Annotated in this window: 10 protein-coding genes; 3 read left to right on the top strand and 7 right to left on the bottom strand. The window is 66.1% G+C overall.

Annotation, left to right across the window (positions count from 1 at the left end):
• Positions 1-15: 15 nt before the first annotated feature.
• From pilW to ndk, 3 genes are read right to left on the bottom strand one after another with little or no spacing between them, the layout of a single operon-like run.
• Positions 16-801, bottom strand: coding sequence for a type IV pilus biogenesis/stability protein PilW (pilW, locus tag ACZK2R_RS08845; protein ID WP_032130491.1), 786 nt, complete (start codon positions 799-801; stop codon positions 16-18).
• Positions 788-1,993, bottom strand: coding sequence for a dual-specificity RNA methyltransferase RlmN (rlmN, locus tag ACZK2R_RS08840; protein ID WP_180836857.1), 1,206 nt, complete (start codon positions 1,991-1,993; stop codon positions 788-790). Before rlmN ends, pilW begins: the two co-directional genes overlap by 14 nt.
• A 10-nt stretch (positions 1,994-2,003) precedes the next feature.
• Entirely contained in the window at positions 2,004-2,429 is a 426-nt protein-coding gene (ndk, locus tag ACZK2R_RS08835; protein ID WP_008265389.1) for a nucleoside-diphosphate kinase, read from the bottom strand.
• A gap of 321 nt (positions 2,430-2,750) precedes the next feature.
• On the opposite strand from ndk, the gene ACZK2R_RS08830 reads away from it, so the two are divergent.
• From ACZK2R_RS08830 to ACZK2R_RS08820, 3 genes are all read left to right on the top strand, one after another.
• The gene (locus tag ACZK2R_RS08830) at positions 2,751-3,404 is read left to right on the top strand and encodes a TetR/AcrR family transcriptional regulator (protein ID WP_006431024.1); all 654 of its coding nucleotides are present in this window, start codon (positions 2,751-2,753) and stop codon (positions 3,402-3,404) included.
• Positions 3,405-3,443: 39 nt separating this feature from the next.
• Positions 3,444-5,816, top strand: a complete 2,373-nt coding sequence (locus ACZK2R_RS08825) for a 3-hydroxyacyl-CoA dehydrogenase/enoyl-CoA hydratase family protein (RefSeq protein WP_180836855.1) — start codon at positions 3,444-3,446, stop codon at positions 5,814-5,816.
• A gap of 105 nt (positions 5,817-5,921) precedes the next feature.
• A complete protein-coding gene (locus tag ACZK2R_RS08820) occupies positions 5,922-7,130 on the top strand; it encodes an acetyl-CoA C-acyltransferase (protein WP_180836853.1) in 1,209 nt (402 codons plus the stop codon).
• 616 nt (positions 7,131-7,746) lie between these two features.
• Here the strand turns inward: ACZK2R_RS08820 and galU are convergent.
• Genes galU through lapB form a run of 4 tightly spaced genes read right to left on the bottom strand, consistent with a single transcriptional unit; the run spans position 7,747 to position 12,710 of the window.
• Entirely contained in the window at positions 7,747-8,625 is an 879-nt protein-coding gene (gene galU / locus ACZK2R_RS08815; protein WP_164081207.1) for a UTP--glucose-1-phosphate uridylyltransferase GalU, read from the bottom strand.
• Positions 8,622-10,535 carry a polysaccharide biosynthesis protein gene (locus ACZK2R_RS08810; protein ID WP_032130079.1) on the bottom strand — a complete coding sequence of 638 codons (1,914 nt, stop codon included), beginning with the start codon at positions 10,533-10,535 and terminating at the stop codon, positions 8,622-8,624. Before ACZK2R_RS08810 ends, galU begins: the two co-directional genes overlap by 4 nt.
• 3 nt (positions 10,536-10,538) lie before the next feature.
• Positions 10,539-11,528: an MraY family glycosyltransferase gene (locus tag ACZK2R_RS08805; RefSeq protein ID WP_180836851.1), complete on the bottom strand. Its 990-nt coding sequence runs from the start codon at positions 11,526-11,528 to the stop codon at positions 10,539-10,541.
• A 3-nt stretch (positions 11,529-11,531) separates the two neighbouring features.
• Positions 11,532-12,710 (bottom strand): lipopolysaccharide assembly protein LapB, encoded by a 1,179-nt coding sequence (lapB, locus tag ACZK2R_RS08800; protein WP_005416232.1) that lies wholly within the window; start codon positions 12,708-12,710, stop codon positions 11,532-11,534.
• Position 12,711: the final 1 nt, after the last annotated feature.

Here is a 12,711-nt window from a genome sequence, read left to right as displayed (position 1 = left end):
GCATCAACCCTGGAGTTAGGAGCCCGCTTCCTGCGGAAATTCCTGTCGAATGCGCTGAAGATAGCGGTCAGATGCCGCCCGATCTCCCAGCCGCGCTTCGATTTGAGACGCAAGTTGTAACACGGAACGCGTTGCGGGTGCAGCCGCAATCCTACGTTCGGCGAAGGCCCGGGCCTCCATGAAGCGGCCCTGGCGGAAGCTGAGCTGGGCCATCGCCTCCAGCGCGACCGGGTTTCCCGGCAGCGTTGCCAACGCCGCACGCAGGTCGCGCTCGGCACGTTCGAACTGGCCGGCATCCAGCGCACAGCCCCCGGCATTGGCCTGGGACTCGGCCGGCGTGGCGTAGCCCGGCGCCTGCAGCGCACGATCGAACCAGACCAGCGACTCGGCCGGCCGGCCCTGCTGGCACAGCCACGCGCCGTAATTGTTGAGGATGTCCCCGCGCTGCGGCGCCTGCTCGGCAGCCCTGCGGAAGCTCTCGCCAGCCTGCTGGGTCCGGCCACGGCGCTCGTCGATGCCGGCCAGCAGCACCAGCGCATCGGGCGACTCGGGGGCCAGCTTCAGCGCCTCGCGCGCCTTGCGCTCGGCCGCATCGAGGTTGCCCACCTGCATGTCGCGGGCGGCCAGGGCCAGCAGGTCCTGCAGGCGCACCTGGCGCCGCACGCTGTCCGGATCACGGACCGAGTAGACCGGCGCCTCGCTGGGGCCCAGCTTGGCCTTGGGATGGGATTTGCAGCCGCCGACCGCAACGGCCAGCATGCCTGCGAACAGAACCAGCCAGAGGCGGTCAGGCCGCGGCATCGCTCCCCTTCCCCGCCTGCAGCGTCTTGTTGAACTCCGCCTGGCGGCGGGTGCGGTCCATCACCTGGCCCTTGAGCTGGCCACAGGCGGCGTCGATGTCGTCGCCACGGGTGCGGCGGACCATGGTCAGCACGTTGTTGTCGAGCAGGATCTTCTGGAAGGCACGGATATGCGCTTCTTCCGAACGCTCGTAGCGGGTGCCCGGGAACGGGTTGAACGGAATCAGGTTGACCTTGCCCGAATCCTTGGCCTGCACCGCGTTGTCGAACTGGCGCATCAGGCGGGCCAGCTCGCGGGCATGCTCGGGCTTGTCGTTGATGCCCTTCATCAGGGTGTATTCGAAGGTGACCGATTCGCGGCGCTTGTTGGCGCGCAGGTAGCGTGCGCACGAGGCCATCAGCTCGGCGATCGGATACTTCTTGTTGAGCGGCACCAGCGTCTCGCGCAGCGCGTCGTTCGGCGCATGCAGCGACACCGCCAGAGACACGTCGCTTTCGGCAGACAGGCGGTCGATCTGCGGCACCAGGCCGGAGGTCGACAGGGTCACGCGCTTGTTGGCCAGGCCGTAGCCCAGATCGTCGCGCATCACGCTCATGGCGCGCACGACGTTGTCGAAATTCATCAGCGGCTCGCCCATGCCCATCATCACCACGTTGGTGAGGCGGCGCATCTGGTGCGGCACGTTGCCCAGGTGGCGTGCGGCAACCCACACCTGGCCGATGATCTCGGCGGTGGTCAGGTTGCGGTTGAAGCCCTGGGTGGCGGTGGAGCAGAACGTGCAGTTCAGGCCGCAACCGACCTGCGAGGACACGCACAGCGTGCCGCGGGTCTTGTCCGGGATGTACACGGTCTCGATGGCGTTCTTGCCATCCACGCCCATCGCCAGCAGCCACTTGTGGGTGCCGTCGGCGGAGGGCTTGTCGAACACGATGTTCGGAACCAGCACCTCGGCATGGGCCTGCAGCTTGGCGCGCAGGACCTTGCCGAGGTCGGTCATTTCATCGAAGTCGGTGACGTAGCGATGGTGGATCCACTTCATCACCTGATGGGCACGGAACTTCTTCTCGCCGAGAACCTCGACGAAAAACTTCTCCAGGCCCGCGCGATCGAGGTCGAGCAGGTTCTGCTTGCCAGCCGTGGGTGCCGACTTCGGCAGCGGCTGGATGGCGGGGGACTGTACGACCTCGTTCACGGCATTACTCTCAGCGCGAAACGACTTCGGTGGCGGCGAAGAAGTAGGCGATTTCAATCGCGGCATTCTCGACCGAGTCCGAACCGTGGGCGGCGTTGGCATCGATGGATTCGGCGAAGTCGGCGCGGATGGTGCCCGCAGCGGCTTCCTTCGGGTTGGTGGCGCCCAGCAGGTCGCGGTGGGCCAGGACGGCGTTCTCGCCTTCCAGGGCCTGGATCATCACCGGGCCGGAGATCATGAACTCGACCAGCGCGTTGAAGAACGGACGCTCGCGGTGCACGGCGTAGAAGCCCTCGGCTTCACGGCGCGACAGCTGCTTGTACTTGGCGGCCACGACCTTCAGGCCGGCCTTCTCGAAGCGGGCGTAGATTTCGCCGATGACGTTCTTGGCAACGGCGTCCGGCTTGATGATCGAAAGGGTGCGCTCCAGCGCCATGGGATGTCTCCAATGGAATCGGGCCGCTGATGGCCCGAAGGGTAACATGAAAAAAACCCGCGTCGGGACGCGGGCTTAGCCTGATAAACGTAGGCGAATTGTAAAAGATCCCGTGCAGTAGTGCCAGCCCATGGCTGGCAGGCAGGATGCGGGATATCGAGCGCCGGAGCCTGCCCATTCAGGATCAAGCGTTGCCAGCCATGGGCTGGCACTACTGAATCCCTTGTAACCGGGCGACCGGATTTTGCTGCACTGCAAAATGCCATACGCTACCGTCTGGTCCTAGTATCAAACAATCGTTTGATTAAGGTCCGCCCGCCGATGGCCAAACCCGCCCACTTCTCGACCAAGGACCGGATCCTCGGCGCGGCCGAGGAGCTGTTCGCACAGCACGGCTTCGCCGGCACCTCGCTGCGCCAGGTGACGAGCCAGGCCGACGTCAACATCGCCGCGGTCAACTACCACTTCGGCTCCAAGGAAAACCTGGTCAACGAGGTGTTCCGCCGCCGCATGGACGAGATGACCGGCGCGCGCCTGGCGCAGCTCGAGCGCGCCCGCAGCGAACACCCCGGGCAGCTGCGCCCGGTGCTGGCCGCCTTCGTCGAGCCGGCACTGGCGCTGGCCCAGGACCGCCAGAACGGCGGCGCCTTCGTGCGCGTGATCGCCCGCGCCTACGCCGAGAAGAACGACAACCTGCGCAAGTTCCTGTCCGACCACTACGGTCACGTGCTGCGTGCGTTCGGCAAGGCGATTGCCGAATGCGCCCCCGACCTGAGCAAGGAAGAGCTGTACTGGCGCCTGGATTTCCTGGCCGGCTCGCTCACCTATGCCATGGCCGACTTCGGGCTGATCAAGCGTCCCGCCGGTGTCACCGAAGCGGCGCATCGTGCCCATGCCGCCCACGAACTGATCCATTTCGCCGAAGCCGGGTTCCGCGCCGCCGCACGCGCCAGCGCCCTGCCCGCTTCCCCTTGATTCCACCCAGTAACTGCTGACCAACAAAGGCCCTACACCATGTCCAATTCCCTGCTAGTCCGCCGCGCCGCCGTGCTGGGTGCCGGCGTCATGGGTGCCCAGATCGCCGCCCACCTCACCAACGCTGGCGTCGACACCGTGCTGTTCGACCTGCCCGCCAAGGAAGGTCCGGCTGACGGCATCGTGCTGAAGGCGATCGCCAACCTGGGCAAGCTGAGCCCGGCGCCGCTGGCCAGCAAGTCGCTGGCCGAAGCCATCACCCCGGCCAACTACGAGTCCGGCCTGGAGCAGCTGAAGGACTGCGACCTGATCATCGAGGCCATCGCCGAGCGCATGGACTGGAAGCAGGACCTGTACAAGAAGATCGCGCCGTTCGTGGCCGACCACGCGGTGCTGGCCTCCAACACCTCGGGCCTGGGCATCAACAAGCTGGCCGACGTGCTGCCCGAGCAGCTGCGCCACCGCTTCTGCGGCGTGCACTTCTTCAACCCGCCGCGCTACATGCACCTGGCCGAGCTGATCCCGGCCACCACCACCGACGCCGCCGTGCTGGAAGGCCTGGAAGAATTCCTGGTCACCACCCTGGGCAAGGGCGTGGTGTACGCCAAGGACACCCCGAACTTCATCGGCAACCGCATCGGCGTGTTCTCGATCCTGTCCACCATCCACCACACCCAGCAGTTCGGCCTGGGCTTCGATGAAGTGGACGGCCTGACCGGCCCGCTGGTCGGCCGCCCGAAGTCGGCCACCTACCGCACCTCCGACGTGGTCGGCCTGGACACCATGGCCCACGTCATCAAGACCATGGGCGATACCCTGCCCAACGACCCGTGGCATGAATTCTTCAAGTCGCCGAAGTGGCTGGACGCGCTGATCGCCAAGGGCGCGCTGGGCCAGAAGACCGGCGCCGGCATCTTCCGCAAGGTCGGCAAGGACATTGTGGTGCTGGACCTGGAGAAGCAGGACTACCGTCCGGCCGACCGCGCCGCCGCACCGGAAGTGGTCGAGATCCTGAAGATCAAGAACCCGGCCGAGAAATTCGCCAAGCTGCGCGAAAGCCAGCACCCGCAGGCGCAGTTCCTGTGGGCGACCTTCCGCGACCTGTTCCACTACAGCGCCTACCATCTGGCCGACATCGCCGAAACCGCGCGCGACGTCGACCTGGCCATCCGCTGGGGCTACGGCTGGTCGCTGGGCCCGTTCGAAACCTGGCAGGCCGCCGGCTGGAAGCAGGTGGCGCAGTGGATTGCCGATGACATCGTCGCCGGCAAGAGCATGAGCAACGCCCCGCTGCCGGATTGGGTGTTCGATGGCCGCGACGGCGTGCACGCCGCCGAGGGCAGCTACAGCCCGTCGCGCAACGCCAAGCTGCCGCGCTCGTCGCTGCCGGTGTATCAGCGCCAGCGCTTCCCCGATCCGCTGCTGGGCGAGAAGTTCGCGCCGGGCGAGACCGTGTTCGAGAACGACGGCCTGCGCATGTGGCACGACGGTGATGGCATCGCCGTGGTCAGCTTCAAGACCAAGATGAACACCGTGTCCGACCACGTGCTCGACGGCCTGCAGGAATGCGTGTCACTTGCCGAAAAGAACTTCCAGGGTCTGGTGATCTGGCAGCAGAAGGAACCCTTCTCCGCCGGTGCCGACCTGGCCGGTGCGCTCGGCCTGCTGCAGGCCGGCAAGGTCGACCAGTTCGAAGAGATGGTCGCCAACTTCCAGCGCACCAGCCAGCGCATCAAGTACTCGCTGGTGCCGGTGGTGGCTGCCGTGCGTGGCCTGGCGCTGGGTGGTGGCTGCGAGTTCCAGATGCACAGCGCCAAGACCGTGGCCTTCCTGGAAAGCTACATCGGCCTGGTCGAGGCCGGCGTCGGCCTGCTGCCGGCCGGTGGTGGCCTCAAGGAACTGGCCGTGCGCGCCTCGCAGGCCGCTGGCCCGGGCGGTGACGTGTTCGCCGAACTGAAGAAGACCTTCGAAACCGTGGCGATGGCCAAGGTCTCCAACTCGGCGGTCAACGCCAAGGAACTGGGCCTGCTGCGCAGCACCGACAAGGTGGTGTTCAACAGCTACGAGGCCCTGCACATCGCCAAGGCCGAAGCGCGCGCCCTGGCCGAAGCGGGCTACCGTCCACCGCTGCCGGCACGCCGCATCCAGGTGGCCGGCGACGTGGGTATCGCCACCTTCAAGATGATGCTGGTCAACATGCTGGAAGGCCGTTTCATCAGCCCGTACGACTACGAGATCGCCGAGCGCATCGCCACCGTGCTGTGCGGTGGCAAGGTCGACCGCGGCACCCTGGTGGACGAAGAGTGGCTGCTGACCCTGGAGCGCAAGCACTTCGTCGAACTGGCCCAGCAGGAAAAGACCCAGGCCCGCATCGCGCACATGCTCAAGACCGGCAAGCCGCTGCGTAATTGATCGCCCCTCCCTGCTTTCGGTGGGTGCCGACCGTTGGTCGGCACTCCCTGATGTGGCAGTCGAGCATGGCTCGACTCTACAAAACCTATTCGAGAGATCACTGCAATGACCAAGCAAATCCAGGACGCCTACATCGTCGCCGCCACCCGTACCCCGGTTGGCAAGGCGCCCAAGGGCATGTTCCGCAACACCCGCCCCGACGACATGCTTGCGCACGTGCTGCGCAGCGTCGTCGCCCAGGCCCCGGGCGTGGACGTCAACCGCATCGATGATGCGATCATCGGCTGTGCCATGCCGGAAGCCGAGCAGGGCATGAACGTGGCGCGCATCGGCGTGCTGCTGGCCGGCCTGCCGAACACCATCGCCGCGCAGACCGTGAACCGCTTCTGCTCCTCCGGCCTGCAGGCCGTGGCGCAGGCCGCCGACGCGATCCGCCTGGGCAATGCCGACCTGATGCTGGCCGGTGGCACCGAATCGATGTCGATGGTGCCGATGATGGGCAACAAGATCGCCATGGCGCCGAGCGTGTTCGATAACGACCACGTCGCCATCGCCTACGGCATGGGCATCACCGCCGAGAAGGTCGCCGAAGAGTGGAAGGTCTCGCGCGAAGACCAGGACGCCTTCGCCCTGGCCTCGCACCAGAAGGCCATGGCCGCGATCCATAACGGCGAGTTCAAGGACGAGATCAGCCCGTACGAGATCGTCTCGCACCTGCCGGACCTGGCCGATGGCCAGCGCATCATCACCCGCAACAAGATCGCCGACACCGACGAAGGCCCGCGCCCGGATTCCTCGGCTGAAGGCCTGGCCAAGCTGCGCCCGGTGTTCCGCAACGGCCAGTTCGGCGGCACCGTCACTGCTGGCAACTCGTCGCAGATGAGCGATGGCGCCGGTGCCGTGCTGCTGGCCTCGGAACAGGCGATCAAGGACTACGGCCTGACCCCGCTGGCTCGTTTCGTCAGCTTCTCGGTAGCCGGCGTGCGCCCGGAAGTGATGGGCATCGGCCCGATCGCCGCGATCCCGAAGGCACTGAAGCAGGCGGGCCTGACCCAGGACCAGCTGGACTGGATTGAACTGAACGAAGCCTTCGCCGCGCAGTCGCTGGCGGTGATCCGCGATTGCGGCCTGGACCCGAGCAAGGTCAACCCGCTGGGCGGCGCGATTGCCCTGGGCCACCCGCTCGGTGCGACCGGCGCGATCCGTACCGCGACCCTGCTGCACGGCCTGCGTCGTCGCCAGCAGAAGTACGGCATGGTGACGATGTGCATCGGCACCGGCATGGGCGCAGCGGGTATTTTCGAGGCGCTGTAAGGTTCAAAGCGTTGCCTCGTTGGGCTTCATGGCGTGGGCCGGGTCGGCAGGGCTGCCCGGGACACGCCGTGAACCCCCTCCGGGGTCCGGCCCAGCCGCTGGCGGCTGTGCGTTCGGGCGCTTGCGAAGCGGTGCTTCGCAAGCAAAGCGCCCTCACCCCTGGGGGCTCGATGGCGCCTTGCTGGTGTGCGCTGTCCTGCGCACACGGCAAGACCGGGGTTGGGCGTCCTGCCCAACCCGCCCAAGGCATGCCTTGGGCCCATGGCGCAAACGGTCCCGGGCAGCCCTGCCGACCCGGCCCTTCCAGCCTCCCCCGGCGGAGGAGTGAGCAAAGGCAAGGGCAGTAGAGCCACGCCATGCGTGGATGCTCGCGGAAACGGAAAAGGCAGCCATTGGCTGCCTTTCTGCTTTTGCTCTTGCCTTTGATTCCGCCCTTCCCGTCCGCGCCCGCAGGAAACCTGACAGGCGGGGCGGGTGGGCCTTTGCAGGACCGTTCGCCGCATGGATGCGGCGACCGAGCCCCCATGGACGGGTTTACGGCGTGTCCTGCAAAGGCCCACCCGTCCCGCCCATCACGTATCAATCAAGGCGCAGCACGGAGCGCTTGATAGAACCCTTACTCCGCCAACATCGCCGTCAGTTTCTCCCGCGCCGGCCCTGCCAGCTTCGGGTTGTCCAGCGCGAAGCGGATCGTCGCCTCCACCAGCCCCAGGTGCGTGCCGCAGTCGAAGCGGGTGCCCTCGAAGCGGTAGGCATCGACCTCTTCGGTCTTCAGCAGCTGCGCGATCGCATCGGTCAGCTGGATCTCGCCACCAGCACCACTGCCGGTCTGCTCCAGCAGCTCGAAGATCTTCGGGCTCAGCACGTAGCGACCGACCACGGCCAGGTCGCTCGGTGCGTCCTCCGGCTTCGGCTTCTCCACGATCTGCGAAATGCGACCCTTGCGGCCGTCGAACGCGTCAGTGGCAACGATGCCGTAGCTGGCAGTCTTGTCGTGCGGCACGTCTTCAACGGCGATCACGCTGGCACCACTGGCCTCGTTGAGGTCTGCCATCTGCTTCAGTGCGCCGTCGCCGCGGTTCCAGATCAGGTCGTCCGGCAGCAGCACCGCGAACGGCTCGTCACCGATCACGGCCTTGGCGCACAGCACCGCATGGCCCAGGCCCAGTGCTTCGGCCTGGGTCACGAAGATCGCGCGCACGCCCTTGGGCAGCACATGGCGGATCATCTCCAGCTGCTCCTGCTTGCCGGCGCGCTCGAGCTTCTGCTCCAGTTCGTAGGCCTTGTCGAAGTAGTCGGCCACGGCATGCTTGTAGCGATTGGTGATGAACACCAGCGTATCGCAGCCTGCTTCGATTGCTTCATCCACAGCATATTGGATCAGCGGACGATCAATGATCGGCAACATTTCCTTCGGAACCGTCTTGGTTGCCGGCAAAAAGCGCGTCCCGAGCCCTGCCACTGGAAAAACTGCCTTGCGAATTCGCTTGCTCATTGGTGCCTGTTGGCCTCACGTGCCGGAAAGGGCACGACTTTAGCGGATGAAATGTAAGCATCCTGTTCGATGGGAGAGAACTCCGGCATCGTCGCGAACAGGATCTCCTGGATGCTGGTCGTGTCGTAACCAGCCACGGCATCGCGCAGGCGCGGGACATTGCCCAGCACCAGGTCACGCGAGAACGTACGTACACCGGCCTCGAGAATCTTCGGGTGCGCGGTGGAACGGTAGTCCTCGTCCGAATAGAACAGCGTCTCGTGCAGCTTCTCGCCCGGACGCAGCCCGGTGTAGATGATCGGAATGTCCTTGTACGGCTGCTTGCCGGCCAGGCGGATCATCTGCTCGGCCAGCACGCGGATCGGCACCGGCTCGCCCATGTCGAGCGTATAGATCGCACCATGCGATGCCGAAGCGGCCGCCTGCAGGATCAGCTGGCAGGCCTCCGGGATGGTCATGAAGTAGCGACTGACTTCCGGGTCGGTGACGGTCACCGGACCGCCACGCAGGATCTGTTCGCGGAACAGCGGCACCACGCTGCCGGCCGAGGCCAGCACGTTGCCGAAGCGCACCGTAACAAAACGGGTATGCGTGGACTTCTGGTCCAGGCTCTGGCAGATCATCTCCGCATAGCGCTTGCTGGCGCCCAGTGCATTGACCGGGTCGACCGCCTTGTCGGTGGAGATGAACACGAAATGCTCAACGCGCGCTTCCAGGCAGGCGCGGGCCACGTTCTCGGTGGCCAGGATGTTGTTGCGCACCGCTTCGCGCAGCTGCCGCTCCAGCACCGGCACGTGCTTGTAGGCAGCCGCGTGGAAGGCGGTGTCGACCGGATGCAGCGACAGGGCGTGGCGGATCACCGCCGGGTCACCGCAGTCGCCCAGCACCGCTTCGATCTCGACATCGGGGAAGCTGCGCCGCAGCTCGCCTTCGATGGTCAGCAGCAGCAGTTCGCTGATCTCGAGCAGGATGATGCGGCCGGCACCATGCCGTGCGCACTGGCGGCAAAGCTCGGAGCCGATCGAACCGCCGGCACCGGTGACCATCACCGTACGCCCGCCCAGCCAGCCACGGATCAGGTTCCAGTCCGGCATGATCGGCTTGCGGCCCAGCAGATCCTCGATCGCCACTTCCTTCAGCTGCCCCGGCAGCGACTGGCCCTGCAGGATGTCGCTGAGCTTGGGCACGGTGCGGAACGGCACACCGGTGCTTTCACAGATGGCGACGATCCGCTGCATGCCCGCCGCGTCCAGCGACGGAATGGCGATCACCAGCAGCTTGGCCGCCGTCTCCCGGACCACTGTCGGCGCATCGTCCAGGGTGCCGAGGATCGGCAGGCCCTGCAGCTTGGCGCCGCGCAGGTGCGGCGCGTCGTCCAGCAGGCCGACCGGCTCGAAATTACCGGAACGGCGCAGGTCACGGACCAGGGTCTCGGCGGCCTGGCCGGCACCCAGGATCAGCACGCGGCGCGCGGACGAGTCCGACTGCAGTGCCTGATAGTCCTTCCAGGCCCGGTACAGCAGGCGCGGCGCGCCCAGCAGCGCCGACAGCGCGAACGGATAGATCACCAGCACCGACATCGGCACGCCGTCGAAGCGCTTCCACATCAGCACCAGCACGATGGCGACCATGCCGATGAAGCTGGCCTTGAAGATGTTCAGCAGGTCGCTGACGCTGGCGAACCGCCACAGGCCCCGATAGAGGCCCACGCGCCAGAACACCATGCCCTGCAGCAGCAGCACCAGCGTGGTGTCAACGTTCCAGAGAGGGAGCTCGGGGGCGTTGGCCAGGATCGAATACCGCCCCGCGTGGAGCAGCTGCCAGCATGCCCAGACCATGAACAGGTCGTGGCAGACGATGGCCGAACGCGGCATCAGGCCGAGGATTCTGTCCCGCCAGGGTGAAGCCATAAGTCAGGTATTTCCTTTTGGGTGGCGCAATCCATTGCGCAGGAGGAGCCAGAGGACGCTCAGCGCAATGAACCACGCGATCGCCACGGCAGCCTCCCACCTCGGCTGCAAATTGGAGCAGACATTAAGCACTGTAATACTGAACAGGCCTAAAGCAAAGTACATCCCTGTTACCTGGGCGTGACTGGCTCCTGCCTGCACCGCGCGCTGGTAGACGTGCTGGGTATGGGGTTCCATCCAGCGTTGTCCGGAAATGATGCGCGCCAGCAGTGTGAAGCCCGCGTCCACAAGGAACGTCGATGCCGACACCAGCAGCAGGATCCAGTGGATGTCGGTCTTGACGCTGGCCAGTGCCAGCACTGCCGCCACCGCGTAGCCCAGCGCGCCACTCCCGACATCGCCCATGAAGATCCGGGCCCGCGGGAAGTTGAACGGCAGGAAGCCCAGGCAGGCCAGGCCCAACGCGACCGCCGCCAGCGAGTACGGCCAGGGCAGCAGCGGCGCCAGCCCCAGCGCGACCACGATGGCCTGGCTGGCCGCGATGCCGTTGATCCCATCCATGAAATTCCAGATGTTGATCAGCGAGGCGGTGAACAGCAGGACCAGTACGGCCAGCAGCCAGCTGCCACCGTGGACCTTGACCAGCGCGGCCAGCAGCGCGGCGGCGATGAAGTGCACCATCAGGCGGCGCATGGCCGGCAGCGGCCGGTGGTCGTCCCACCAGCCGATACCCGCCACCAGCGCCAGGCCAAGGCTGGCGACCAGCAGGCTCGGACGCGCTTCGGGCCAGGCCCACATGGCAATACCGGCGGTCACCAGCAGGCTGATGACAATGGCGATGCCGCCGCCGCGGGGTGTCGCCACGCTATGGCTGCGGCGCTCGCCCGGCTGGTCAAACAGTTGCCGGCGCAGCGCGTAACCCCGCGCCGCCCAGGTCAGTGCCGCACTCAGCAGGGCCAGGCCCAGCAGCGCGCCCATCACGAGCCACGGCATGGATCAGAGCACCGCGTAGTTCAGCAGCGGCTTGACCGTACCCCACTCCTTGCAGCTCGGGCACTGCCAGTGGTGGGTGCGCGCACCGAAACCACAACGGGTGCATCGATAGGCCGGATTGCGCACCAGCAACTGGTCGGTGATGTGCTTGAGGTCGTGCAGGGTCGCCGTGGAATCGGCGCCTTCAGCCAGGGTCAGGTCGATCAGCGCGGACTCGCCACGCACCGACGGGCGATCCTTGAGCTGGCGGCCCAGGTAGGCACGGGCTGGCGCCACGCCCTCCTGCTCTTCCATCAGGCGGGTCAGCGCCAGCACCGGGGCGATGCCGCGGTAGTGCTCGGTCATCTCCGACAGGAACGCGCGTGCGCCTGCCAGATCGCCGACCTTGCGGTAGTTCTGCATCAGCGCCGGCAGCAGCTCCGGCAGGTACTCCGGATCGTTGCGCGCGGCACGCTCGAAGGCGCGTACGGCCGCTTCCGGATTGCCGGCATCGGTTTCCAGGCGTCCTTCAATGATGCCGGCACGTACCGACATCGCATCGGCCTGGTAGGCCCGGGCAATCGCTGCCCTCGCCTCTTCCAGCTTGCCAGCACCGCGGAAGCGTTCGGCCAGTTCGCACTCGAACTGCCCGATCAGCTTGCCCATCGGCTCGCCGGTGACGTCCTCGAAACGGGTCGCGTTGTCGATCGCCTTTTCCCAGTCGCGCTCGGCCTGGTAAATGCCGATCAGGTGCTTGAGTGCCTGCGGAGCACGCTGATCCAGCTGGGCCAGTTCGGTGAACACGGTCTCGGCGCGGTCCAGCAGGCCGGACTTCATGTAGTCCTCGCCCAGTGCCAGCAGCGCCTGCACGCGTTGCGCATCGCTGAGGTCGTGGCGGTTGACCAGGCCCTGGTGCAGGCGGATGGCGCGGTCGACTTCGCCGCGGCGGCGGAACAGGTGGCCCAGCGCTACCTGGGTCTCGAAGGTTTCCTTGTCCAGCTCGGCGATGTGCAGGAACAGCTCGATGGCCTTGTCCGGCTGCTCGTTGAGCAGGTAGTTCAGGCCGCGGAAGTAGGTGCTGGACAGGCGGCTGACCTGGCTGTCACCGTGGCGTTGACCACCACGCCGTCCGATCACCCACCCGGCCAGTGCGGCCAGCGGAACGAACAGGAAGAACCAGAACCACTCGGTGACGAAATCCATC

This window comes from Stenotrophomonas sp. 96582_Sma (assembly GCF_056480905.1).
The sequence above is the reverse complement of the archived record's forward strand: the minus strand, read 5'-3'. Positions and strand labels throughout refer to the sequence as shown.

Coding starts and splice junctions, on each gene's coding strand:
- pilW (WP_032130491.1), bottom strand. CDS start 801: ATGCCGCGGCCTGACCGCCTCTGGCTGGTTCTGTTCGCAGGCATGCTG.
- ndk (WP_008265389.1), bottom strand. CDS start 2,429: ATGGCGCTGGAGCGCACCCTTTCGATCATCAAGCCGGACGCCGTTGCC.
- ACZK2R_RS08830 (WP_006431024.1), top strand. CDS start 2,751: ATGGCCAAACCCGCCCACTTCTCGACCAAGGACCGGATCCTCGGCGCG.
- ACZK2R_RS08825 (WP_180836855.1), top strand. CDS start 3,444: ATGTCCAATTCCCTGCTAGTCCGCCGCGCCGCCGTGCTGGGTGCCGGC.
- ACZK2R_RS08820 (WP_180836853.1), top strand. CDS start 5,922: ATGACCAAGCAAATCCAGGACGCCTACATCGTCGCCGCCACCCGTACC.
- galU (WP_164081207.1), bottom strand. CDS start 8,625: ATGAGCAAGCGAATTCGCAAGGCAGTTTTTCCAGTGGCAGGGCTCGGG.
- ACZK2R_RS08810 (WP_032130079.1), bottom strand. CDS start 10,535: ATGGCTTCACCCTGGCGGGACAGAATCCTCGGCCTGATGCCGCGTTCG.
- ACZK2R_RS08805 (WP_180836851.1), bottom strand. CDS start 11,528: ATGCCGTGGCTCGTGATGGGCGCGCTGCTGGGCCTGGCCCTGCTGAGT.
- lapB (WP_005416232.1), bottom strand. CDS start 12,710: ATGGATTTCGTCACCGAGTGGTTCTGGTTCTTCCTGTTCGTTCCGCTG.